23 protein-coding genes are annotated in these 25,097 nt (G+C 55.3%); 19 read left to right on the forward strand and 4 right to left on the reverse strand.

What is annotated here, in order from left to right; all coding sequences use genetic code 11:
- Positions 1-45: 45 nt before the first annotated feature.
- The 4 genes from pfkB to ABRZ28_RS10785 all read right to left on the reverse strand — a co-directional run bounded on the left by pfkB (position 46) and on the right by ABRZ28_RS10785 (position 4,250).
- Complete coding sequence (gene pfkB / locus ABRZ28_RS10770) at positions 46-993, reverse strand: 6-phosphofructokinase II (RefSeq protein WP_319604279.1); 948 nt, start codon at positions 991-993, stop codon at positions 46-48.
- Positions 994-1,395: 402 nt separating this feature from the next.
- Positions 1,396-2,094 (reverse strand): EAL domain-containing protein, encoded by a 699-nt coding sequence (locus tag ABRZ28_RS10775; RefSeq protein ID WP_330520244.1) that lies wholly within the window; start codon positions 2,092-2,094, stop codon positions 1,396-1,398.
- Positions 2,095-2,718: 624 nt separating this feature from the next.
- Entirely contained in the window at positions 2,719-3,414 is a 696-nt protein-coding gene (locus tag ABRZ28_RS10780) for an EAL domain-containing protein (RefSeq protein ID WP_319604217.1), read from the reverse strand.
- Between the two features lie 605 nt (positions 3,415-4,019).
- The gene (locus tag ABRZ28_RS10785) at positions 4,020-4,250 is read right to left on the reverse strand and encodes a YnaE/YdfK family cold shock protein (protein ID WP_319604218.1); all 231 of its coding nucleotides are present in this window, start codon (positions 4,248-4,250) and stop codon (positions 4,020-4,022) included.
- 439 nt (positions 4,251-4,689) lie between these two features.
- Here ABRZ28_RS10785 and cspA point away from each other — a divergent pair, with 439 nt between their 5' ends.
- The 19 genes from cspA (at position 4,690) to ABRZ28_RS10880 (ending at position 25,060) form a co-directional block, all read left to right on the forward strand.
- Positions 4,690-4,908 (forward strand): RNA chaperone/antiterminator CspA, encoded by a 219-nt coding sequence (cspA, locus tag ABRZ28_RS10790; RefSeq protein ID WP_009114380.1) that lies wholly within the window; start codon positions 4,690-4,692, stop codon positions 4,906-4,908.
- Positions 4,909-5,284: 376 nt separating this feature from the next.
- On the forward strand, positions 5,285-6,208 hold the full coding sequence (gene lpxP, locus ABRZ28_RS10795; protein WP_319604219.1) for a kdo(2)-lipid IV(A) palmitoleoyltransferase: 924 nt from the start codon (positions 5,285-5,287) through the stop codon (positions 6,206-6,208).
- A gap of 422 nt (positions 6,209-6,630) precedes the next feature.
- On the forward strand, positions 6,631-7,998 hold the full coding sequence (locus ABRZ28_RS10800) for an NCS2 family permease (protein WP_330520245.1): 1,368 nt from the start codon (positions 6,631-6,633) through the stop codon (positions 7,996-7,998).
- A 433-nt stretch (positions 7,999-8,431) separates the two neighbouring features.
- Positions 8,432-10,078 carry a Na+/H+ antiporter gene (locus ABRZ28_RS10805; protein ID WP_319604221.1) on the forward strand — a complete coding sequence of 549 codons (1,647 nt, stop codon included), beginning with the start codon at positions 8,432-8,434 and terminating at the stop codon, positions 10,076-10,078.
- A gap of 305 nt (positions 10,079-10,383) precedes the next feature.
- Positions 10,384-11,094 (forward strand): response regulator transcription factor, encoded by a 711-nt coding sequence (locus ABRZ28_RS10810; RefSeq protein ID WP_319604222.1) that lies wholly within the window; start codon positions 10,384-10,386, stop codon positions 11,092-11,094.
- Positions 11,072-12,529, forward strand: a complete 1,458-nt coding sequence (locus ABRZ28_RS10815; RefSeq protein WP_319604223.1) for a sensor histidine kinase — start codon at positions 11,072-11,074, stop codon at positions 12,527-12,529. Before ABRZ28_RS10810 ends, ABRZ28_RS10815 begins: the two co-directional genes overlap by 23 nt.
- Before the next feature lie 229 nt (positions 12,530-12,758).
- A complete protein-coding gene (locus tag ABRZ28_RS10820) occupies positions 12,759-12,980 on the forward strand; it encodes a Flp family type IVb pilin (RefSeq protein WP_319604224.1) in 222 nt (73 codons plus the stop codon).
- 5 nt (positions 12,981-12,985) lie between these two features.
- Positions 12,986-13,540, forward strand: coding sequence for an A24 family peptidase (locus ABRZ28_RS10825; RefSeq protein WP_319604225.1), 555 nt, complete (start codon positions 12,986-12,988; stop codon positions 13,538-13,540).
- 47 nt (positions 13,541-13,587) lie between these two features.
- Positions 13,588-14,532 (forward strand): Flp pilus assembly protein CpaB, encoded by a 945-nt coding sequence (cpaB, locus tag ABRZ28_RS10830; protein WP_319604226.1) that lies wholly within the window; start codon positions 13,588-13,590, stop codon positions 14,530-14,532.
- A 73-nt stretch (positions 14,533-14,605) separates the two neighbouring features.
- Positions 14,606-16,117, forward strand: coding sequence for a type II and III secretion system protein family protein (locus ABRZ28_RS10835; RefSeq protein WP_330520246.1), 1,512 nt, complete (start codon positions 14,606-14,608; stop codon positions 16,115-16,117).
- Between the two features lie 24 nt (positions 16,118-16,141).
- A complete protein-coding gene (locus ABRZ28_RS10840) occupies positions 16,142-16,825 on the forward strand; it encodes a CpaD family pilus assembly lipoprotein (RefSeq protein WP_442878683.1) in 684 nt (227 codons plus the stop codon).
- Between the two features lie 14 nt (positions 16,826-16,839).
- Positions 16,840-18,039, forward strand: a complete 1,200-nt coding sequence (locus ABRZ28_RS10845) for a CpaE/TadZ family protein (protein ID WP_319604228.1) — start codon at positions 16,840-16,842, stop codon at positions 18,037-18,039.
- Positions 18,040-18,076: 37 nt separating this feature from the next.
- Complete coding sequence (locus ABRZ28_RS10850) at positions 18,077-19,474, forward strand: TadA family conjugal transfer-associated ATPase (RefSeq protein ID WP_319604229.1); 1,398 nt, start codon at positions 18,077-18,079, stop codon at positions 19,472-19,474.
- A gap of 21 nt (positions 19,475-19,495) precedes the next feature.
- Positions 19,496-20,476 carry a type II secretion system F family protein gene (locus tag ABRZ28_RS10855; RefSeq protein ID WP_319604230.1) on the forward strand — a complete coding sequence of 327 codons (981 nt, stop codon included), beginning with the start codon at positions 19,496-19,498 and terminating at the stop codon, positions 20,474-20,476.
- A 19-nt stretch (positions 20,477-20,495) separates the two neighbouring features.
- Positions 20,496-21,458, forward strand: coding sequence for a type II secretion system F family protein (locus tag ABRZ28_RS10860; RefSeq protein WP_330520247.1), 963 nt, complete (start codon positions 20,496-20,498; stop codon positions 21,456-21,458).
- A gap of 73 nt (positions 21,459-21,531) precedes the next feature.
- Positions 21,532-22,398, forward strand: a complete 867-nt coding sequence (locus ABRZ28_RS10865; RefSeq protein WP_330520248.1) for a tetratricopeptide repeat protein — start codon at positions 21,532-21,534, stop codon at positions 22,396-22,398.
- On the forward strand, positions 22,395-22,904 hold the full coding sequence (locus ABRZ28_RS10870; RefSeq protein ID WP_442878684.1) for a hypothetical protein: 510 nt from the start codon (positions 22,395-22,397) through the stop codon (positions 22,902-22,904). The genes ABRZ28_RS10865 and ABRZ28_RS10870 overlap by 4 nt, the downstream gene beginning before the upstream one ends.
- Positions 22,894-23,505 (forward strand): TadE/TadG family type IV pilus assembly protein, encoded by a 612-nt coding sequence (locus tag ABRZ28_RS10875; protein ID WP_330520249.1) that lies wholly within the window; start codon positions 22,894-22,896, stop codon positions 23,503-23,505. The genes ABRZ28_RS10870 and ABRZ28_RS10875 overlap by 11 nt, the downstream gene beginning before the upstream one ends.
- The gene (locus ABRZ28_RS10880) at positions 23,495-25,060 is read left to right on the forward strand and encodes a TadE/TadG family type IV pilus assembly protein (RefSeq protein ID WP_330520250.1); all 1,566 of its coding nucleotides are present in this window, start codon (positions 23,495-23,497) and stop codon (positions 25,058-25,060) included. The genes ABRZ28_RS10875 and ABRZ28_RS10880 overlap by 11 nt, the downstream gene beginning before the upstream one ends.
- Positions 25,061-25,097: the final 37 nt, after the last annotated feature.

The following is a 25,097-nucleotide window of genomic DNA, read 5'->3' on the forward strand; positions in this document are numbered from 1 at the left end:
GCTCATCAGGCGTCAGCTTGAAAGCGCAAGACGATACAAATCCACTTACGCGCTTAATGCCTTGCTTTGACAGATATAGTCATACAGGCGCTGTGTATCTGCTTTCGAACACAGACGCGTACCCTGGTTCAGGGTGGCCGCCGTCCCCGCGGCGACGCCGTAGCGCACCATTTCACCCAGTCCGGCTCCCGCCGCCAGCTTTAACGTCATCGCGCCGACCATGCTATCCCCGGCGCCCACGGTGCTCATTTTTTTTACCGGCGGCGGAACGGCCTGAATACAATCCTGGCGATCGACGGCCAGCGCGCCCTGCGGCCCCAGCGAAACCACAACCCGCTCGGCCGACCCTTTGCGTATCAGTTCAGATGCGGCGTTATAGACATCGTCGGGGTTTTCCAACGGGCGTCCCACCAGCGACGACAGCTCATTGTGGTTCGGTTTCACCAGCGCCAGTCCCCCCAGTTTCAGACAACCTTCCAGCGCGGCGCCGGAGCTATCGACGATGCAGCGTAATTCACGGGCCTGAGCCTGTTCGACTAAGTCGGTTAATTGTTCAACATCGCATCCCGGCGGCAGGCTGCCGCTGATAACCAGCAGCGCGCCCGGCGGGATCTTCAGTATGCGCGCCACTAACTGATCAAACTCGTCATGACTCAATTTGGCGCCGGGCATGACAAAGCGGAACTGTTCGCCGCTGTTGTCCGCGTGGACATGCAGATTCTGTCGCGTCCAGTCCTGCGCGCGCAGCGTTTCGGTTGCCACGCCTTCCTGTTCCAGTAACTCCGCCAGATGTTCGCCGGTCGGGCCGCCGATAGGGAAGATGGCGCAGGCTTTGCCTTCCAGATGAACAATGGCGCGGGCGACATTAATCCCGCCGCCGCCGGGTTCAAATACCGGCGCGGTGCAGCGCAGTTTCCCTTCGGGGTAGATTTTAGGGGTAGTGGTGGCGCAATCGAGGGATGGGGCGAGGGTGAGCGTAAAAATCTGGGGCATCATATATCCTCCATTCAGATTTATCTATACCCGTCATACTGCAAGTTGGCGGCGCGTACCTTGATGACCCGGCTCATCCTTAAGCCTCGCAACTTGAATTATTTCGGATATAAGTTTTTATTCTTTCAGGCCGTGGTTCCGTTGCCGGCGTCAGCCGTTTTTCCGTCCTGATGATTATCTGATTATGTAGGAAGAATGCGTAAATTTCCTGTCGCTTGTATAAAACCATTTGAAATATAGGATCTTTTATTATCAATAGAAATGATATACCCGTCATCCCGACGCTTGTCCTGCATGAGGATAGGCATAGGAAATGATATGGTTAGCATTTGATGTAAGGCGGTTTTACGCGAATAAAACCCGCTCAGATGCAACTAATTATCAGGAATATTATTGCTATGCCTATTCGGATAATGCGGGTAGATTTTCAAGTCGATATGTTGGATAAAGCCGTCCTTGCATGCCATCGATCCCGCAGCGTTTTAAATACGCATGCTCCGAGTAATCCTGTACGCCCTCAACGATAATGCCGTTGCAGAATTTCTTTATATTTCCGATCAATGATAAGAAGATATAGTCTTCTTTGCATTTCATCATCTCATAATAGAAATTCTTATCTAATTTAATATAGCTGAAAATAGATTGACTCACGGCATAGAGATTGGCGTCGCCTTTGCCCATGTCATCCAACCAGAGTGGATAGCGTTCATAAAGCTTTGCCAGAAGCGGGTTGCGTTTTCCGTCATTGAGATTGGGGAATATCTCATTTATTTTCAGATGGGTGAACGGCAGGCCATCAAGCAAATCACTAGCGTACTGATTCTGCAACAGAAATACGGCCATGACAAAATCGATGTCTATCGTTACCAGCACGTTGTTATCAATGAAGTATGACTGTTTTGCCGAAATACATTCCAGTTGATCTATCAGTAAGTTTTGTTTTTCTGATGGGCTCATCTGTTGGCTGTGTTTCGTCGAGCTTAGCCCTCTATTTTTATATCTTGCCAGTAGTTCTACGGCGAACATCTTTTGCTGGAAATTATAGACAGGCTTGGCAACGTAGTGCCTCCTATCATCTATATCTAGTATTGAATCTACCATTGGCATAGTTTCCAGGTTAAGAATTTATGGCATATTATTGATCGATCAGTAAAACTGATCAATATGGCAATTATCGATTGATTAAAATTATTGATTTACCGATCGATATAGTTGTTTTGATAGGCCTGACCGTGAGGATGTTTTGAAATAACGCAGGGTTTGAAGTAATCGAAGAACATTAGTCATATGCAAGAAAGTATTGTTTATCAGTATATAATTAACAAAATCGAAGATTTTTTCATTATACTGTCATGTTGCGCGATTTACCACGACACTTTTATGCGTCCCTTGCCCAAATGCATGTAATAACTAATAATTAGTGAGCTAATTATTAGTTATTACATGCCGTAAGCAAGATGTATGCCATTTTTCAGGCGACATTTTTGTCATCCATAAGGTCGGAATCTATGATGTTTGAGAGCTAATCTATGGAGGGGACGGCTTTATTCAGCCCTTGCGGATGCAGATCTTCGATTCTGTCATTGTTATAACAAGGTAGGCGCTATCTTTTCGTTTTTTTTAATTTCTTTTTTGTAAATAACCGATTATGAGCACTATTTATATAGTGCCTGATGAATGCATAGGCAACGATTAACGCCAATACTGATAATATGATTAATTCGCTCATTTTTTTAATATCGGTAGAGTGTCAAGTGTATAGGTAGGGTAGATATACCCCTGTATTCCTTCTATGCCGCAGTTTTTTAACAGATAATATTCTGAGTGGGTTTGCACTCCTTCAATAATGATGCCATGACAGTATTTTTTAATGTTTTCCACTAGTACGGATAATGTATAGACTTTTCGGCTTCTTATCATTTCCCAGTAGAAAATCTTATCCAACTTAACATAGTCAAAGGTTGATTGACTGACGGCGTAAATATTGGAGTTTCCGCTGCCGAAGCCTTCCAGCCAAAGCGGGTAGCGCTCATAGAGCGTTGCAAGTAATGGATTGCGTTTCCCGTCATTGAGATTAGGAAAACTTTCGCCTATCTCCAGGCAAATAAAGGGTAAGTGGTCTGTCAAGTTTCTGGCTTCCCGATCCTGGGATAAAAACATCGCCATGGTGAAATCGATGTTTATCGATAAACGTATATTATTTTCAATAAAGTAACGTTGTTTTTGGGTGATAGATTCCAATTGGTCCATAAGTAACGCTTGTTTTTCAGCGCGACTCATTTGCTGAATGCGTTTTTCCGAGCATGGCCCCTCATCGTTAAATCGGGTAAGCAGCTCCATTGCGAATATCCGATTCTGACAACTGTAAATCGGTTCTATAACATAGTGCCGCCTAGCGCATGATATTGAATTAGCAGTCATCGCGATTCCCTGGGGTGGCCAGTTTCGACCATTATTGATCGATCTATAAAACTGATCAATATAAATATATTTACCTGTAAAACTGATTGATTTTCCGATCGATTTTAGCTGTTTGATAGGTCAATCCTTTGATCGGGCTAGAAAAAAAAGATCGCCGTGAATTTGCAAAGAATGGACAAAAAAATTGAATAAAAAAGTATTATTCCGCTGGCCGCAAGCAAGCCTGGTGACTTGCTTCACAGTTTTTTGGAAGGTTTAGAGATATTTTTCACTACCATTCATATTCAGCAACATTCAATTTTTTGCAAGTTGAATCACCTACTGTATGTAGTACTTTCAGTTATTTCCTATGCGCTTATACAGAATGTGATGTATCGATTATCGATTTTTATATAACAATGAATTGTTGATGCGCGCTTATGGCGGATTTTGCGCCCGGCCGTTTCAATGGCCAGGTGATTGGGGGTTTAGTGATTTGTTGGCGGAGACATTGCAACAATTATGCCCATTTAAGCGGGGTGCTTACGATTTTATTTATTCGATTTTCTTATTTTATATTAGCCGTCAATGCGCGAGGTTTATGTCGATCCCGGTGAAAAACGTGGCTATTCCTTGGCGTGCGCATTCTGATTGTTTTCCAAAATGGATATCGCGGTCATCATGCCTTCCCGGTCTTCTTTTTTTCCCATTGCGCTGAGTTGCACATACATTAAATCGAGTAGCGTTCTGGCATTGATTGGACGCTCTTGTTGGCAAACCGAGATTACGGCCTGGCCGATAATTCGCTCGACGCGTGAACGTTGCGCCGGATACCAGGATAAATTATGAATATTCATTGAAGCTCTCCGACTTTTCTAATTGGTCATCATAACATCATTTGCCGCCGACCGCGGAAATGATGCCGACGATGGTGAATGACGGGAAAAAGGATATCGGGAGAGAAAGTGATGTTTATCATCAGCATGAGTGGATTTCGCGTCTTTTCTATCCGGCGTTCTAAATAAATTTAACCTAAGGTTGTTTCTCCTCACGGCGCTTTTTGAACTTGTCAGAAATAAAGTCTTGCTATAAAAATTCATTCGTGCGTTAATGAGTCATCGGCCTGGAATACAGACCTATTTATGAAAGACATTGTAATTAAGCGGTTCCTAGTTCAAGCGATGCACCCAGTCTCTTATCCGACGAATTTCCTTCTTATAAGTGCCCATAAGTAATCACTGTGACAGACCATCTCCGCCCTATAGTGGCTATCTAAATATATAAAGGAAATTTTCTATGTCTAATAAAATGACTGGATTGGTAAAATGGTTTGACGCTGGCAAAGGTTTTGGTTTCATCACCCCGACTGACGGCAGCAAAGATGTTTTCGTTCACTTCTCCGCCATTCAAGGCCAGGGTAACGATTACAAAAGCCTGGACGAAGGCCAGAAGGTTGAGTTCAGCGTTGAAAGCGGCCAGAAAGGCCCATCAGCAGTTAATGTCAGCGTAATCTAAAGGTCTTCGGCCGATGATGATGGCTCCGGCGTTCTTCGTCTGCGTTTAACTCTCATCGCTGAAAATACCTGATTATGCATAAGCCCCGCAGAGATTCTGAGGGGCTTAATTATTTCTATCGTTACTACTCCTCTCCCTGTAATGAATCGGGTATGATGTCCGGCACGGTTACCGACGGCCGGTAGGATTCGTTCACTTCTTTTGACCCCCTCCATAACCAGCCCTCCCTGCCTGTTTTTAGCTCGGGGATTAAGACGGTTAAATCGAATTTCGTACAGCATGGCAACTATATACGATAAGCAGTGTCACAGTTGTTGTAGCGCGACGGAGCGATGCTTTATGCGATACGCACTATGGTCACTGACAGACGAGTCTCATGAAAATTAAACAAAAATTTACCCGATCGTTACTCCATCCGCGTTACTGGTTCACCTGGTTTGGTTTAGGCGTTCTATTCCTGTTGGTTCAACTGCCTTATCCGTTACTGATGAAAATCGGCAGTAGCGCCGGCCGTTTTTCCCGACTTTTTCTAAAACGCAGGGTGTCCATCGCCCGGCGTAATCTTGAACTGTGTTTTCCCAATATCTCAGTTGAAGAGCGAGAGGCGATGATCGTCAATAACTTCTCTTCACTGGGGATGGCGCTGGTGGAAACGGGGATGGCCTGGTTTTGGTCGGATCGCCGCGTTCGCCATTGGTTTGATGTATCGGGACTGGATAATTTGCAGCAGGCGTGTGCCAAAGGGCAGGGCGTGATGGCGATTGGCATTCACTTTATGTCGCTGGAGCTGGGCGGCAGGGCGATGGGGCTGTGTCAGCCGATGATGGCGATGTACCGTCCCCACAACAATAAAGTGATGGAGTTGGTGCAAACCTGGGGCCGCTCGCGTTCCAACAAGGCGATGATCGAGCGTCGGGATCTGCGCGGCATGGTGCATGCGCTGAAACGCGGAGAGGTGGTATGGTTTGCTCCCGATCAGGACTATGGTCCGAAAGGCAGCATTTTCGCCCCGTTCTTTGCCGTGAAAAATGCGGCGACCACCAGCGGCACCTTTACGATTGCCCGCCTGGCGAAGCCGTCAATGATCACCATCGTCTTAATCCGTAAGCCGCGGGCTTCCGGGTATAAGCTGGTGATTCAGCCTGAATTACAGGATTACCCCTACCACGACGAGCATGAAGCCGCCTGCTATATGAATAAGGTGGTGGAAAAAGAGATCATGCGCGCGCCTGAGCAATACCTTTGGCTGCATCGCCGCTTTAAAACGCGACCGAGCGGGGAAGTCTCGCTATATGCCTGATCGGAATAATGATTTTGTTGGGTAAAGTTTGAAATGCGCGTCGAACGGTCAAATTTTTCTTCTTCTATTCCCTTCCTGCCGTTTTGATTTCCTCGCTCAGTTACTCAACCATCTAAAATGGCTGCCCGAGGGCAGCCATTTTACGCTGAGCGGATAATGGCGCGCGGTAAACCTCATTTCGCCGTTGGCGATAGGTAAATAGTCTTGCTGATCAGTTGAAATGGACGCCGGGGAAGCAGGATAATCAAAGGCTTCGAATAATTCGGCAAAACTTTGCTTTTTTGCAGCGAACGGGGTAATCGTTTGCGTGCATAATCTCGGGGTTCAGGGGGTGTCGGCGGTACTGACGCATACTCAGCGCAAGACTGGGCGAACAGCCTACGATTTACCTTAATAATAATGGCATTTCAGGGGATAACAGCATGTCAAATACCACTCGTCAGGCTGATGATGCGGCACGTCCGCATGGCGCGCTTGATGCATTTTTTAAAATAACCCAGCGTGGCAGCAACGTCCGTCAGGAAGTCCTGGCCGGGCTAACCACATTTCTGGCCATGGTCTACTCGGTGATTGTCGTTCCGGGCATGTTGGGCAAGGCGGGCTTTCCGCCGGCAGCCGTCTTCGTCGCAACCTGTCTGGTCGCCGGATTGGGTTCACTGCTGATGGGGCTGTGGGCGAACCTGCCGATGGCTATCGGTTGTGCGATTTCTCTGACCGCCTTCACGGCATTTAGTCTGGTATTGGGTCAGCAGATTAGCATTCCGGTGGCGTTGGGGGCGATTTTCCTGATGGGGGTTTTGTTCACCCTCATTTCCGCCACCGGGATCCGTACCTGGATCCTGCGCAATCTCCCGCTTGGGGTGGCGCACGGCACCGGAATCGGTATCGGTTTGTTTTTACTGATTATTGCCGCCAACGGCATCGGTCTGGTGATTAAAAACCCGATTGATGGTTTGCCGGTGGCGCTGGGCGACTTTACTTCTTTCCCGGTTATCATGGCGTTGCTGGGGTTGGCGGCCACCATCGGGTTGGAAAAGCGTCGCGTTCCGGGCGGCATTTTGCTGGTGATCGTCGCCATTTCCATTATCGGCCTGATCTTCGATCCGAATGTGAAATATCAGGGCTGGTTTGCCTGGCCGAGTCTGAGCGACGAAAACGGCACTTCTCTGATTTTCAGTCTGGATATTCTGGGCGCGTTGCAGCCGGTCGTGCTGCCCAGCGTGTTGGCGCTGGTGATGACGGCGGTATTTGATGCGACCGGCACGATCCGCGCGGTTGCCGGTCAGGCTAATCTGCTGGATAAAGACGGACAAATCGTCAATGGCGGCAAGGCCCTGACGTCCGACTCCGTCAGCAGCATTGTTTCCAGTCTGGTCGGAACATCGCCGGCGGCGGTCTATATCGAATCCGCCGCGGGTACGGCCGCCGGCGGTAAAACCGGTCTGACCGCAACCGTCGTCGGCGTACTGTTCCTGCTGATTCTGTTCCTGTCCCCATTGTCTTATCTGGTACCCGGCTATGCGACGGCGCCGGCGCTGATGTATGTCGGTTTGCTGATGCTGGGCAATGTGACCAAACTGAATTTTGACGATTTCGTCGATGCGATGTCAGGTCTGGTTTGTGCGGTGTTTATCGTGCTGACCTGCAACATCGTGACCGGCATTATGCTGGGATTCGGTTCGCTGGTGCTGGGGCGCGTTTTCTCCGGCGAATGGCGCAAGCTGAATATCGGCACCGTGCTTATCGCGATTGCGCTGGTGGTGTTCTACGCCGGCGGCTGGGCGCTGTAAGCCGCTTCGAATCCGGGGGGCGGCGCTCCCCGGACGTCTGCCATATCCCGTCTGCGGTTATCGCCGCGTCTCCTCCCGTCCGAACGCTTTGCCGGCGTACTTTAACGCCGCGTTGGGCGCGCGTTTTCCCCCTGGTTCATCATCTTTTTATGGCGCGCGGCGCTTCCATTGGTCATCAGTTGAAGTTGGCTATGGGAAAATACGAAAAATATAAAATTTTCCTCTCAGACGTTCATTTTAGTGACAGAATAGATACGTTAAATATTCAGTAGCGTCTCATGGGACTGGCGGCGGTTAAGCGTTTTCCCATCAGGACGATTTCACTTGCCGTTTGGGCGCTGTCCGCGTCCAAACTGGCTGCCAATAACGCCCTCTGGGCTGGGATAGGCCTTAAGCCGATTTTTAATGTTGCAGGAGAGAGTCTAAGGAAAGCATGGAAATCTTTTTTACTATTCTTATTTTGACCTTGGTGGTTTCTCTATCAGGGGTGGTTACCCGAATTCTACCTTTTCAGATACCTCTCCCATTAATGCAGATTGCCGTCGGCGCCATCCTTGCCGTACCGCAGTTTGGTTTGCACGTTGATTTCAATCCCGAGCTGTTTATGGTGCTGTTTATTCCGCCGCTGCTGTTTGCCGACGGCTGGAAGACGCCGACGCGTGAATTTCTCAAGCACGGGCGCGAGATTATTAGCCTGGCGCTGATTTTGGTATTGATTACCGTGGTGGGGGTGGGGTACTTCATCTACTGGATGGTACCCGGCATGCCGCTGATTGCCGCTTTCGCGCTGGCTGCCGTGTTGTCGCCCACCGACGCCGTGGCGCTTTCCGGTATTGTCGGCGAGGATCGTATCCCGAAGAAACTGATGGGGATCCTACAGGGCGAAGCATTAATGAACGATGCATCCGGTCTGGTGTCGCTGAAGTTCGCCGTCGCCGTCGCCATGGGCACCATGGTGTTCAGCGTTTCCGGCGCCACGCTGGCGTTTATTAAAGTCGCATTGGGCGGGTTGCTGGCCGGCGTGGCGGTGACCTGGCTGTACAGTAAATCATTGCGCATTATCAGCCGCTGGAGCGGCAATGACGCCGCAACGCAAATCGTGTTGCTGCTGCTGTTGCCTTTCGCCGCCTATCTGATCGCCGAGCACATCGGCGTTTCCGGCATTCTGGCGGCGGTCGCCTCCGGGATGACCATCGGCCAGTCCGGCATCATCCGCAATGCGCCATTGACGATGCGCCTGCGAGCGAACAGCGTCTGGTCGATGCTGGAGTTTGTGTTTAACGGCATGGTGTTCATCATGCTGGGTTTACAGTTGCCGGGCATTCTGGATACCTCCATCACCCAGGCGGAGCTGGATCCGACGGTGGAAACCTGGATGCTGTTTACCGATATCGTGGTCATTTACGCGGCGCTGTTATTTCTGCGTTTTGGCTGGCTCTGGATGATGAAAAGATACAGTCTGCATATCCGGAAAAAGAAACCAATGGTATTCGCCGAATTCACGACGCGCGAATTATGGATATCCTCTTTCGCCGGCGTACGCGGCGCCATCACGCTGGCCGGCGTGCTTTCCATTCCTTTATTGCTGACCGACGGCACGGCTTTCCCGTCACGCTATCAGCTGGTGTTCATCGCCACGGGCGTCATCCTGTTTTCTCTGCTGTGCGGCGTATTGGCGCTGCCGCTGCTGTTGCGCGGGATTGTGGTGGCGGATAAAGCGGTCTACCTCAAAGAGGAAAGGATGGCGCGCAGCGCCGCGGCCGAAGCGGCGATTACCAGTCTGCATAAGATGGAGGAGCGTCTGGCCGCCGATCGTGAAGAAAATATTGACGAGCAGGTACTGAAAGAGGTCAGCGCCCGGGTGGTCGGCAACTTACGTCGGCAGGTGGCGGGGCAGAGCGATATCGAACACAGCCTGATGATTGAGAATCTGGAGCGCCGTTTTCGGCTGACGGCGCTGAATTCAGAGCGCGCCGAGCTATATCATCTCCGCGCCACTCAGCAAATCAGCAACGAAACGCTGCAAAAAATGTTGCGGGAGCTGGATCTGCTGGAGGCGGTACTGAGCGAGAACGAGTAAATAAGGCGGATCGTCACGTCCGCCGTCCGCTGTTTTTTTCTTTCCCGATCGTCCCCATCGCTTTGGCGGTGGGGCTCTTTGCTCAATCCTTACATTCAAAACGCCCTGTTCGATTGTAAATGTCTTGTCACTAAATGATAATGATTGTTATTATCTGGCTAATAATACGAAGATGATACTTTCAGCCCCTGCCGTTTGCGGCTGGCGTGGGGAAATATCGCGGCTTGTTATGGCCGACTGAAATAATAAATGGGTATTACCCATAATTAAAATATGTGAATAGCGACGTTTAGCAGGGGAAAAAAATGCGTGTACTGGTGGTTGATGACGATTCCGTATTGTGCCATTGGTTAGGGTCTAAATTACATTCACATGGCCATTCCTGCCGTATGGTTCACGATGGCGCGCATGCCTTAAAAGCAATAAAAGATGAAGTCTATGATGTCGTGCTGCTGGATAGAATGCTGCCGATTATGGACGGCTTTACCGTATTGCGTGAATTACAGGGGTCGCGTCACCCGCCGATTATGTTGCTTTCCGCATTGGACAGAGATGTCGATCGGGTGATGGGATTAGAACTGGGCGCGGAAGATTATCTTGGCAAACCGTTTAATTTTAATGAATTAAGGTTGCGTCTCGATATTATGGCGCGGCGCGGCAAACGTCATGCGGATAACGCCGCTGTTCTGACGTTTGAAGATTTGCAGCTTGACCGCCTGCAACGGGTCGCCTGGCGCGGCGGTCAGCGTATCGAACTGACCGATAAAGAAATTAAGTTATTGATTATTTTAATGGAAAATCCCGGTCAGGCCATTACCCGCACCATGCTGCTGGAGCGGGTATGGGGCTATCATTTTGATCCGCAGACCAATTTAATTGATGTGCATATGTCGAAACTGCGGGCAAAAATCGATAAGGGTTTCCCGCGGCCATTAATTAAAACCCTGAGGGCGATGGGGTATGCATTAGGTTCTGTTGATAAGGATAGAACGGATGTCGGCAGCTACACTGAATAAAATAAAAATAAAGAAGCTGGGTCTGCGCTGGCAAATAAAAATAAAACACTGGCAGTTAGTCGGGGCAAGCCAATACCCTGGCTTTGTCTGTACGGCTAATTTCAGGCAAGCGATAACCATTGTTTTTTTATTCTTATTAATGATGCTGATGAGTATTATCGGCTTCAGTTCACTCAGTGAAACCTTAATCCGCACGCATGTCCGCGAAGTTATTCTGGGCAATATTTATGATTATTCCGCGCAGTCGCGTTTAACCGACGCCGACAGCCTGATTGCGCAGCTTCGTCAGGATAATTTGGCCGGCAATGATGAATTGCCGCTATTTCTGGTGATGGATAAAAGCGGCGATATCCTCTATAACAACCATCCGCTGAAAAATCCGCACAGCACCCGCTGCAAGATGGACGTCGCATGCCTGAAAGATATCCTTTCCAGTAAAAACGACCCTAATCTGATCGGCCTGTCCGTCATGTTGAATGACGGCGGCGTGTTATTTACCGCCTATAATATCCGGCCGATGCTGGAGCGGGTCAGGACGATCCCGCTGGTGGCCGGCGCCGGATTGTTCGTCGTGCTGTTGTTCTGTCTGTTGGTCAGCCGGCATTTCAGCCTGCGAAGTTTACGCAGCGTGGAGCAGATCCGTTCGGCTTTGCATCGTTACAGCACCGGCGAACAGCAGGTCAGAATGCCGCTCTCCCCCTATGGCGATGACTTCGACAGCCTGAGCGCGGATATCAACCAGAACCTGGAGCGCATTGAACGCCTGATGGAGCAGGTGCGCAGCACCTCCAGCCATATCGCCCACGAGCTGCGCACGCCGCTAACCCACCTGCAAAACCGGTTATTCAACCTGACCGAGCGCGCCGGTCTGGATGCCGATATCCGCGACGAACTGAACCTGGCGGTGGGCGAGGTCCATAACGTTCTCGGACTGTTCCGCACGGTGATGCGGATTGGGGAAATTGAGAGCGGGCGCTGTATCCATCAGTTCGAACAGATTGAAGCGCGGCAACTGCTGGAAGACGTTATCGAATACTATCAGCCGCTGGCGGAAGAGCGCGGCTGTCGTTTTCTGATAGAGATTAAGGCCGGCATCCAGCTGTTTGCCGATCGGGCGCTGTTGTTCCAGGCGCTGGCCAACCTGGTGGAAAATGCGCTGAAGTATGCCGCGCAGGGCAAAGAGATCACCCTGGGGGTGAAGCTCTATCAGGGCTGGATCGCGCTGAGCGTCGCCGACCGGGGGCCGGGTATTCCGGCGGTGCAGCATCAGAAGGCGCTCCAGCGTTTTCAGCGGCTGGAGGCCAAGCCGCAGCAGTCCGGTTATGGGCTGGGCCTGTCATTGGTGAAAGCGATCACCGACCTACACGGCGGCACACTCTGTCTTGAGTCTGCTAATCCGGGATTGACGGTCTATTTATGCCTCAAGCGTTGTTAAATTCGTATTATTCCCCGGTAAAAAACCGTGAATTCATTAACATTGCACTTGCTGTGACTTTATATTACCCATTGATTTATATGATTAATCTTTCGCGTTAAAAGATTAATTAATATTAATGTTCTGCTTCTTGTCGTTCTTGATAATAAGTCTCATTATTAGCCCTGTTAGCATCATGGCCCCCGTTAATCGCCATGATTCCTTTGGCAGCGGATAAGAGACCTTCCCCATGAATAATATGAAAACCAAACTGCGCGCTTTCCTGCGCGATGAAAGCGGTGTGACGGCAATCGAATACGGCATTCTGGCGGCGGCGATGGCGGCGGCGATCGGCGCTATTTTCGGCAGCGACGGTATTTTTGTGCAGGCGCTGAATGAGAAATTCCGTGAAATCGCCGATCAGATCACCGGCGCCGGCACCAGCAGCTCCGCGTCGGGAACGGCGAAATAAGTTCAGTGGCCGCGTCTTACACGCACTGGCTGCAAACGGCATTGCTGGCCGGATGTCTGTTGTGGTGCGTCTGTAGCGACTTGCTGGCGCGCAAGATCCCTAATCAGGCGATAGTGATCTTACTGGCGGGCTGGCTGGCCTTCAGCGCGCTGGACGTTCTGCAATCCGGCGCGTTCGACAAGCCGAAGCTACAGCTTGCGCTGTGGGCGTTGCCGGGCGCGGCGGTGGTGCTGATTGTCGGTTTCCTGCTTTTTCTCACCGGCAGGCTCGGCGCCGGCGACGTCAAGCTGATGAGCGTTTTATGCCTATGGGTGGGGCATGGACATCAGATCGTTTTTGTCATGATCACCGCACTGGCCGGCGGCGTGCTGGCGCTGGGGTTGCCTTTACTCAATACCGTACCGACCGCGGTTGCGATGGGGATCCAGATAACCAACCGGATGTTTAAAAGCCGGTTACCCATGCCGCCCGCGTTGCCGGCCAATCTGTCGCAGGGCATCCCTTACGGGCTGGCGATTGCATTCGGTGCGACGTACGTCCTGATTTTTCCCTTGTTTTAATTCTGTCGCTGTTGTTAAGACGCGCACGGCTTAGGTAGGCAAATTGAATGAAAGTTAACTCTACATACGTACTGTCAGGGGCGTTGATCCTGGCAGGGATTGTGGCGCTGATGGTGCGCAGTCATTTGTCATCCCCTCCGCCGGCGGCGCCGATCGCGGCAAAAGCGCCGGAACAGGCCGCGGTGCTGGTGGCCGCCAAAGATCTCCATCCCGGTGATTTCCTTGATTCATCCTCGCTGCGCTGGCAGGTCACTACAGAGCCGGTTTCACGCACGTTCAATTTTATCCGCGGCAAAGACAGCCAAACGCTATTGCTGGGCGCCACGCTGCGCGAGACGGTTGCCGAGGGAACGCCGTTAACCAGCAATGTGGTGGTCAAGCCGAATGAACCGGGTTTTGTCGCCGCGGTATTGCGTAAAGGCATGCGCGCCATCTCGATTCCTACCAATGCGGTAGCCAGCAACGCGGGTCTGGTGGCGGCCGGCGACCGGGTAGACATCATCCTCAGCCTGAAAAAAGACGACCAGCCGGGCCAGCCGGCGAGCAGTACGCAAACGGTCGCGTTACCGCTGCTGGCGTCGCAAACCATCGTGCGCGATTTGCGTGTTCTGGCGCTGAATAATCAAACCGATACCGACGTTCGTCCCCGGCAGGATGTGGTGCTGGAAGACAGCGCTGAAGAGACGTCGGGCCGCAGCCGCGCAAACGCCGGCAACAACCGGCCGCGCGCGGTGAGCTACCAAACGGTCACGGTGGAGGTCACGCCGGAACAGGCCGAGGTGCTGGCGGTGGCGAAAGAGGTCGGCATGCTGCATCTGGCTTTACGCAGCTCGACGCCGGACGAACAGGACGATCGCCGCCAGGATACGGCGCCGCGGGTCACGACGCTCTCGCAAAGCACCAGCATCTATAACGGCCTCTCCGGCGACGGTCATCAGGTTAAGGTCTACCGCGGGGCTGAGAAAGATGTACTGACGTTTCCATCCCGATAGCACGAATCGCCAGCCTGTGAATAACCAGAAGGTTGCGCCTGGAAAAAATGAAGCCCTTACGGAAATTAAGTAAATGACGATGTTTTCCTTATTTTTGAAAACGAATTTTTTGCGCATGCAGGATAAACGCTCCGGCGCCGTGATTGCCGCGCAGCCCGTCCCGCCGTCTGTTAACGGCCGGATCGCCCGCCTGTTCATCTCAACCGTGCTGGCGATGGCGTCGCTGCCCGTCACGACGTTCGCCGCGGGGATTTCTGAAGTCGCGGAAACCAACGTGGTTCACATGACGGTGCATCAGGGGCGTTTATTACAACTTGAGGCGTTGCCTGACAGCGTGCTGGTGGCCGATCCGAACATCGCCAGTTTCGAGCTGCCTTCGCCGGGCAACCTGTTTATTTATGCCAAGAGTGTCGGCACCACCACCCTGTATGCCATGGATGAAAACGGCAATGTCATTAATGCGATCCGCATCGTTTCCGAACACGATCTGAAAGCCCTGGCCGAACGCATGAAGCGGGAGTTCCCCGGCGCGGATATCCAACTGGAAGCCGGCATCCCCAGCGGCGTCATTGTGCGCGGCAGCGTCGATACGCCGCAGGATGCCAAGCGGGTCATCGATAGCGTGCAGGCTTATATCGTCGCTTCTTCTTCATCCTCATCCTCTGCCGGCGGCGCGGGGGGAGGCGGCGGCGGCGGCGGCGGACAAGGGTTGCCCGGCAGCAGCGAAACCTCCGGCAAAGTCATCAATCAGTTGAAGATCAAAACGCCTTCGCAAATCAATATTCGCGTTCGGGTCGTGGAAGTCTCCCGCAACCTGACGCATGAGCTGGGCTTCAACTGGGAAGCATCGCTTAACCGGGGCAGCGCCAACTTCGGTCTGGGTACCGGGACGCTAAGCGGCTTTTTTGATTCCAGCACCGGCGCGTTTACCGGCGCCGACGGCAGCAGCTTCTTCGGCGCCAATGTCGGCGGCGGCGAAGGCTCGCTCAGCGGATTGCTGTCCGCGATGAACAAACAGGGCATGGCTTCCGTGCTGGCGGAGCCTAACCTGACGGCGATGTCCGGCGAAACCGCCGCGTTCGCCGCCGGCGGCGAAGTGCCGGTGGTCATCATTACCAACAACAACGTCAATATCGATTACAAAGCCTACGGCGTGATCCTGCGCATGACGCCGACCCTGCTGTCCGCCAACCGCATCAGCCTGCATATTGCGCCGGAAGTCAGCGAACTGACCTCGGTAGGCTCGGTGACGCTGGATGGCGGCTCGACCATTCCGGCGTTGACCGTGCGCCGCGCCGACACCACGGTGGAGCTGGCCAGCGGGCAGAGCTTCGCGCTGGCGGGGATGTTGCGCAGTTCCAACAGTCAGACGGTGACCGGCGTGCCGGGGCTGAGCAGTATTCCGGTGATTGGCCGCGCCTTTGAAAATGAATCATCAAGTCATGAAGAAACCGAACTGGTGATCATCGCCACCGCCTATGTGGTGGAGCCGGTGAACGCCGGCGATCTTCAGATGCCGGGGCAGGGCGTCAAAACGCTCGACTCCGTGATGCCGAGCTATGGCGCGGTGGGCTACCTCTACTGAACCTGATGATGAAACGGTGAAAAAATGAATAACCAGAATAACGCAATGAAATCGTCAGCCAATCCGCTCTGTCGCCTGACGCTGTGCGCCGTCTGTTTATTGCTGGCGGCCTGCGGCGACAGGTCGATGAACGACCAGCGTATGCAGCGTTATGCGCAACCGGCGCTGGCGCCGATTGAGGTGCGTCCCTCCTCGCTGGCGGTCACGCTACAGGTGGCGGCGAACGGGCGCGGCTTTACCCCGGAATCGCTCAGGCAGCTCAACGTCATGCTGAAAGACCAGGGGCGGCTATCCAAACAAACGCTGACGCTGATCCCCCGCAGCGCGCGCGGCGAGCAAATGGCCGGGCGGCTGGCCGGCGTGCTGAAGAACGCCGGCGCCGAGCCGCAAAAGGTGAAGCTGATGCGGGTGTCTTCCGCCGGCGGCCAGTCCGGCGATCTGGAGGTGATTTCCGAAGCGCTGGCGGTAAAAACCAGCCGCTGTCAGGTGAACGATCCCGACCTGCTGATGGTGAAACCGTTTGAAGGCGTGGGCTATCTGGGCTGCGCGACGCAAAACAATCTGGCGATGATGGTGGCGGAGCCCCGAGATTTGATTCAGGCGAAAACGCTGGATGACGCGGACGGCGTGGCGGCGGTCAACAGCATCGAACGTTATCAGGCCGATGATGTGAAAGAGCTCATCGATATTAACTTTGATGAAGATTAAGGGAGCGGCGAGCCATGAGTGAAATGACCCTGGTTGACGGCGAAGAGCCGAGCGCGCCGCTGGCGGCGTTTGTCCGTGCCGGTGATGACGTCGCCGACCTGTGCGACCAGTTCACGCGCCTGAAACAGCAGCATGTTCCGGTGATGGCGGGGGGGATTGCCGCCGCGCGCGCCTGGTGCGAACAGAATGTTCCGCCGCAGATTTTGCTGGTGGATTTGGAAGACACGCATTGGCCGTTGCCTGAACTGGAGGCATTGCTCGGCATCTGCGGCCCCGCGACGCAGGTGATCGCCACGGGAAAAGCGCAGGATGTCGCGCTGTATCGCGCCCTGCTGCAACTGGGCGTGGCGGACTACCTGCTCAAGCCGTTCACGCTGGATCTGCTGGCATCGACGCTGGCGAAATGCGAAGGCCGCCAGTCGGGGCCGGAATATGCCCGCATGGGACGCACCATCGCGGTGGTCGGCGCCAGCGGCGGCTGCGGCGGCAGTACGGTGGCCATGGGGCTGAGCCGGCTGCTGTCCGGCGAACGTCATTTGCCGGTGGCGCTGGTGGATTTCGATCGCCGCAACGGCGATCAACTGCTGTTGCAGGGACAAAACGCCGATGCCGGACTGGCCGCGGTGCTGGCAACGCAGGAGCTGGATACCCGTTTGTTGCAGCGCGCCATGCTGCGCATCGACTCGCGTTTGCATCTGCTGGCGCAGAAACCCGAACTGGGCGAATTAAGCCCGGTGGAGGTGGACAACGTGCTGAATCTCGGCGGCGCGCTGTGCCGCATGTTCAACCAGGTTATCTGGGATTTACCCAGCAGCTACCCGCCGGGGGCGCTGGATGTGCTCACCTATGCGGATTTACGCATCATCGTGACCGAACTGACGCTACAGGATGCCCGCAATATCCGGCGCGTGCTGCATGAAATCGGCGATGAAAGCGAGGGACAGCGCCTGCTGCTGGTGCATAACCAGAGCCGTTTCGCCGGCACATCGCCCCTGAGCCGCGAACAGTTCGAGCAGTTTACCGGGCGGAAGATCGATGCCGTGCTGCCGCATGCCGGTCATGCGCTGGCGCAAAGTCTGGCGCTGGGCGCGCTGAACCTGGCGGCCGCGCCGGCGTTTCAACAAGGGTTGCGCCAGCTCGCCGATCTGGCCTGCGGCGTGCGCGTTAAACCGGTGGAAAAACGCTGGTTTTCACGCTGGCTGAAACGGGCATGAAAATCATCGCCATGTTTTATCAAAGGGTTAACCGAACATGCTGATTCGTAAACATCTCCAGCAAAAAGGCGAAACGCAGAAAAACACGCCCCAACCCGCCGTCGCCAATGTGACCGAACTGAAAACGCGTCCGACGGCGGAAAACCGGGCGCAGCCCGCGGCGGGCAATGCGGGCGCATCCACGCCGGCGACGCGACAGGCGGATAGCCGTACCAGCCAACGGCGTTTGATCCGCGCGCAGCTCTACGATCAGATCGATGCCGGCAAGGCCGCCATGATGGGGCGCGATAACTTGCTGGTGCAGATCGAAAGCGTGATCCGCCACATTTGCGACGAGCAGCGTTTGCAACTGTCCCGGCAGGAAGAAGAGACCATCGCCGGGGAAATGCTGGATGAAATGACCGGCATCGGCCCGATCCAGCCGCTGCTGGCCGACGATACGGTTAACGATATTCTGGTGAACGGCGCCGGGCAGGTGTTCGTCGAACGTTTCGGCAAGCTGGAACTGACGCCGATCACGTTTATTGACGAAGAACACGTCTTCAACACCGCGCAGCGCATCGCGGCGGCGGTCGGCCGCCGCATCGATGAAGCCAGCCCGATGGTCGACGCCCGCCTGCCGGACGGCAGTCGCGTCAACGTCATTACCTATCCGCTGGCGATCGACGGCACCACCATCTCTATTCGTAAATTTATGCGCCGCAACCTGTCGCTGGAAGCGCTGGCGGAAAGCCGCTGCATGTCGTACGCCATGGCCGACGTGCTGAATAAGGCGATGCAGGCGAAGATTAACGTGATTGTGTCGGGCGGGACGGGGGCCGGTAAAACCACGCTGCTCAACGCCCTGTCGCAAAAGATCGGCAGCGACGAACGCATTATCACCATTGAAGACGCCGCCGAACTGCAATTACAGCAAGAGCATGTGATTCGGCTGGAAACCCGCCCGATCAGCGCCGAAGGCACCGGCCGGGTCGATCAGCGCGATCTGGTGCGTAACGCCCTGCGTATGCGTCCTGACCGCATCATCCTCGGCGAAGTGCGCGGCGGCGAAAGTTTCGACATGTTGCAGGCGATGAACACCGGCCACGACGGCTCGCTCTGTACCGTTCACGCCAATACCTCGCGTGATTCGATCCAGCGTCTGGAAAATATGGTGATGATGGCCAACATGCAACTGCCGCTGATGGCGATCCGCCGGCAGATCGCCAGCGCCGTGCATTTGATCGTGCAGATCGAGCGGATGCGCGACGGCGTGCGCCGCGTGGTGTCGATCACCGAAGTCTGCGGTATGGAAAACGAAGTGATCCAGCTACAGGATCTGTTCACTTTCCAGATCCAGGGCAAGGACGCGCAGGGCATGCTGACCGGCGAATACGTCCAGCATATCCAGCGCCCGCAGTTCTACAGCGATAAAGCGCATTTGTTTGATGCGTGATGACGAACAGAGGAGACGCCGATGACCCCGTTACGCCTGAATCTGATCACGCTGTGCGTATTTTGCGGCGTCCTGCTGCTGTGCTTTGCCGTCTATCGCTGGCAAAGGGCGCGTCAGCGCCGCGAGCAGAGCGAACAGCGCTGGCGGCAGATTTTAGCGCAGGTGGAGCCGCAGCCGACGCAGCCGATCGCCGATTCCATTCTGCGCGATGAGATCAAAACGCCGTTGATGCAGGTGCCGGTGTTGGGGCGCTGGCTGGCCGGCATCTGGTCGCAGCTGGCGTTTATCGGCTGGAAAAAGAACCTGCGCCGGCGCGCGCTGATCCTGGCGGCGCCGAGCCTGCTGCTGGGGATGATGCTGGGACAACGAACCCTGCTGCCGCTGACGTTGGGGCTGGTTTTCGCGCTGTTGCTGTTTGCCGGCGTCGGAACGCTGCTGTTTCGTTCCGCGCTGCAAAAGCACCTGAAAGCGCTGCGCGAAAGTCTGCCGGAGGCCATTGACGCCATCACCCGCAGTTGTCGGGCGGGGGTGCCGGTGGCGAATACGTTTGCGATGGTGGCGGAGCATTTGACCGGCCCGCTGGCCAATGAATTTAAAACCATCGATCACTGGCTGAAACTGGGGATCCCGCTGCGTCAGGTGATCCAGGCATCGGCGGGCAGAGTGCCGATGTCGGAGTACCGCTTTTTTGTCGTGATCCTGATTATCAACCAGGAAGCCGGCGGGCGGTTGGGGGAAACGCTGGAGCGCCTGTCCGCCACCCTGCGCGCGCGCCGCGAGCTTCAGCTTAAAGTGCAGTCGAAAACGTCGGAAGCGCGGGCGTCCGCCAAGATTGTGGCGGCGCTGTTTCCCTGCTGTCTGGCCTATCTGTATATGCGTTCCCCCGCTGATTTCAACTTCTTGTTTGCCGATCCGGTGGGAACCACGGTACTGATTTACGCCCTGTGCAGCGTCACGCTCGGCATGCTGGTGACGCACTTCATGGTCAGGCGGATCAGTTGACGTCGGGAGAGGAGCCAAGATGACCGGATTGATCGATCCCTTATTACTGCTGGCGCTGGGGCTGATTGGCGTCGGCGTATACCTCGTCGGTTTTCGCCCTCGTCAGCAACAGCATAAACAGCTGGCGGAGCGGATGCGCGCGCATTTGCCCGACGCCTCGGTCGAGTCGTCCGCGCCGGATATGAATATTCTGCGCGGTCAGGGAAAGGAGATGGCGCCGTGGCTGGAAAAACTGCTGCTGCCGGCGGCGGCGCAGGGCGAGCGGCTGGCGGGGGCGGAGAAAGATCGGCGTAACCTGCGCCGTCTGTTGGATCTGGCCGGTTTCCGCCGCTACGAAGCGGTGGGCTGGCTGGTGATGGGCAAACTGTCGACCGGCGCGCTGTGCGCTTTGGCGCTGGTGTGGGGCTGGCTGCCGGCCGCCGATCGGATGAGCCTGACGGGCGTCGCCGCCGGCCTGATCGGTTTTTTTGTCGGCGCGCTGCTACCGGAGTGGTGGCTGAAACTGCGCGCCGCCAGCCGGGGCGAAAAACTGGCGCGGGCGGTGCCGGACGCGCTGGATTTGATGGTGGTCTGCGCCGAGGCCGGGTTGCCGATTGGCCGGGTATTGCAGGTGGTGTCGAAAGAGTTGGGCCTGTCGTCGCCGGAAATGGCCGATGAGCTGCACTACACCGCCGCTGAATTGCAGATCCTCTCCGATCGCACCCTGGCCATGATGCATCTGGCGGAAAGAACCCGCGTGGCGGAAATCGAAAGCATGGTCGCCACGCTGATTCAGGCGGAACGCTACGGCACGCCGTTATCGCAGGCGTTGCGCACCATCGCCGACGAGAGCCGCAAGACGCTGATCCTGGGGCTGGAAGAGAAAGCGGGCAAATTGCCGGCGCAGCTTAGCGTGCCGTTGATGGCGCTGATTCTGCCGCCGATCGTCGCCATCATGGCGTCGCCGGCGCTGGTGCGGGTGATTCGGCTGCTGACGCAGTAGCCGCGACGGAATTCGTTATCCCCATGCAGGCGGGGATGTTACAGCAGAAAGAGAGTACTGAGGGAAGGCGAACATGGTTGGTCTGGTGAAAAAAATGGCGACCGGATGGCGGGGGATGGGACGTTTGTGTCTGGTTCTGCTGTTGGGCGCGCTGCTGGCGGGCTGCGGCAGCAGCGCCATGAAGATTAAAGGCACCAAAGACGAAGGGCTGCGGCTGGCCCGTTTACTGCGCGATCAGGGGCGCATGGAAGCGGCGACGGAAGTGTATGCCCGGATCGATACGCGCGGAGAACTCAAAGGCGCCGAACTGCTGGAGTACGCCAGCGTGGCGTCGTCGGTGCGCTCCCCCCAGCAAACGCTGGCGCTGTACGGCCGCGCCCGGCAGTCGCTGGGCGGCGATAGCGACAAGCTGAAGCCGCAGGAAGCGCTGGCGGTTTGTCTGGGGATGGGGCGCGCGCAGTTGGCGCTGGGACGCAATGCGATGGCGCAGAAAGATTTCGCCTGCGCGCTGCAAGCGCAGCCGGACAATGCGAGCGCGCTCAACGGCATGGGCGTGGTGATGGATGCGGCCGGCAAACACGCCGAAGCGCGTCAGCTGTTCGAAAAAGCGTTGCAGGTCAATCCGGCGGATGTGGCGGCCATCAACAATCTGGCGCTTTCCTGGCTGGCGAGCGGGGATGCGGAGAAAGCCATCGGTTTACTGCGCTCCGTCGACAGCGGCAACCCGACCGGCAAACTGAATCTGGCGCTGGCTTATCTCTACAACGATCGGCGGGAAGAGGCGCGCGCCGCGTTGGCGACCATCGCCCAGCCGCAGCGTATCGACGGACTGATGGAGACGCTGAGCCAGCGCGTGGCGCAGATGCGTCAGGATACCCGCCGCGGCGAAACCCTGCTGCTGTCCAGCCGCCAGCCTTTGCAGCTTAGCAATCCGGAATGATGAAGATGTTCCGACGCAACGATCTGGATTGGCGCAGCACGCACGGCGTGATCGCCGTCGAAGTGGCGTTCCTGGTGCCGGTGGTCTTGGTCGGCGTGATGATGCTGTTCGAACTGGCGCGTATCGGTCTGGTGATCGCCGTGGGTAGCGCGGCGCTGGACAAGGCGGTGCAGACATTTCGCCTCGACGATCTCGATACGATCAGCGCCGAACAGATGGAGGCGCGACTAAAAGAACGGATGATCGATTCGGCCTACGGCTACCTGCAAGGGGATGACCTGACCGTCAGCGTGCTGCATTTCGACAACCTGAGTCAGTTGGGCGGACTGGAGATCGCCTCGGATGAGGATCAGGACGACGCCCAGGATACCCTGCCGGTCTGGTCGGTCACGGTACAGATAAAAAAAGCGTTTTTGACGCCGTTGCCGGAAGTGCTGACGCTGGGCGATACCTTCCGCTATCAGTACAAACATGTTTTCGGTACGGAACTGCGTAATGAAGCGTAACCCTTTGGCCCGGCTGCGCCGTTTTTGCGCCGACCGACTGGCTTCCGTCACGGTGGAAACGGCGCTGGCGCTGCCCATTGTGCTGGCGATCGGCACGCTATGTGCGGATATCTATACCGTCGGTCTGGAACGTGAACGGATGGAGCAGCGCGCCGGCGCCATCGTCGCGGTTCTCGGCTTACAGCAGGAACTGACGGCTGAGGGGTTGCAAGGTTTGCTGGATACGGTGTTGCCGCAGACAGGATTGGGGAATTATCAGTTGCTTATCAGTAATGTGCGCCAAACCGGCGCGGTGTACTGGCAGCTTGATCGCGGCAACGCGGACGGCATCTGCGGCGAGAATTTGGCCGCGTACGGCGAGGTCTATCCGGGGGAATTGCCGGAAAAGGATGAAGAGGACGGCAGCGAGAGCGTCGCGATGCTGGTGGTGGAGTTATGCCGTGAAGGCAAGGATATCTCGCTGTTGGGCGGACTGTCGCTGAGCAATCTGCTGCGCGTCGCGCAGGTAAACCGGACGGCGGGCGGCGTGATTGCGCTGGATAGCGCGCTGGGGCGCGAAGCGGGGCAGCCGGAAGAGGAGTATGCGGACGATGAAGAATAACACCGGCGGCCGTGGGCGGCGTTTAACGCGAGCGTTAAGGCTTTTCCTGCGCGACGATCGCGGCGCCGGCGCGGTGTTTTATGTGCTGGGAACCATGGCGCTGCTGGTGACCGCCGCGTTTATCGTCGACGCCACCACCGCTACCGGCGACGCGGCGCAAATCAAGCGCGCCACCGACGCCGCCGCGCTGGCGGTGGGGCGGCAGGCGGTGGTCAGCGGCAATGAAAATAACGATTTCGATGACCAGCAGATGACGGAACTGGCGTTCGACTATGTCAGGGCCAATCTGGGGTTGAACGCGCAGTTGGCCGAAGCGCTGTCGCGCGACAAGGTGAGCGTGCGCGAAGGGCGCAGCGATAATGACTATCCGACCTATACCGTCGCCGTCAGCTTTAGCACCGCGCCCGAACTGCTGCGGACCGGCGACGTCGAACAGACGATCTACTCCACCGCCGAGGTGCGGAACCGCTCGCTGGAAGTGGCGCTGGCGCTGCCGGTTACCGTCAGAGAGAGTTTCCAGCCGGCGGATCTGGATGTCCTGAAGCGGGTAGGGAAAAATTTTGCCGCAAATCTGATCGGCGGCAGCGACAACGCCTGGCTGGCGCTGGTGCCGTATGCGGTCGGCGTCAACGTTTATGACAACGCGGTTCCCAATCGCATTAGCCGCTGGATGGAATCGGGCGCGGAGAACGCCGACGGTCTGGTCGATTTCAAAGGCAATGCGGCGAGTTTTATCGATCGCCGGAAAATCCCCGATCGCATAGATAACCGCCTTTGCCTGTACCGGGGGATGGATGTCGGCGAAAATTTCCGCTGGGAGCAATCCCCGGCCAATGATTTCCGCATCGCTTTCTGGCACTACCCGAACAGCGACGATGACTCGATCGCCGGGATCAGCATCGATGCGCGCAAGTTTCAGTTCACCCCATACAACACCTATTCCCGAGGACAGGCGGTGAGCATAGCGGGAAATGATGAGTCCGGTCAGTTAGTGGTCTCGCCCGCCTGCCCGAAAACTCCGCTGCTGCCGCTGACCAATGAACTGACTGATATCGACGATCGGCTGGACGCGCTGCGCCAACAGCGGGTCAACACTCTCAGCAAGATCGATTTTGCCCTGGGCTGGAGCGCGATGGCGCTGTCGCCGGCGTTTCGCGGCGAAACGGGCTGGAATCTGCCGGATGACAGCCTGCCGAAAGATTTCGATGAAGGCCGCAATGAGCGGGTGAAGGCCATCGTCATGCTGATTCATTCCGGCAGTTACCAGAACACATACGGCAACGAAACGCGGTCATTTGTCGCCCGCCTGTGTTCCAGTTTCAAGGCGCGCGGGCTTGACGTCTACCTGATCGCCACCAATCCAAGCGGCAGTTATCAAAATGCCGTCAACAGCGATATTCGTGATGGGTTAACCAGTTGCTTTGCCAGCAATTTATCTCAGCTGTATTTATCAGGCGAGCGTTTTTCCGATGAAGAAGATGAAATTCAGGCGCGTCTGGACGCCATCGCCGCGGAATTGCATCAAAAGAGCGCCTTTGTGCGATTGATCGAATAAACACGCCGACCTTACAACATACTTAGTTGCGGAAAAC

It is taken from the genome of Brenneria sp. g21c3, from assembly GCF_040240345.1.
Lineage (GTDB): Bacteria > Pseudomonadota > Gammaproteobacteria > Enterobacterales > Enterobacteriaceae > Brenneria.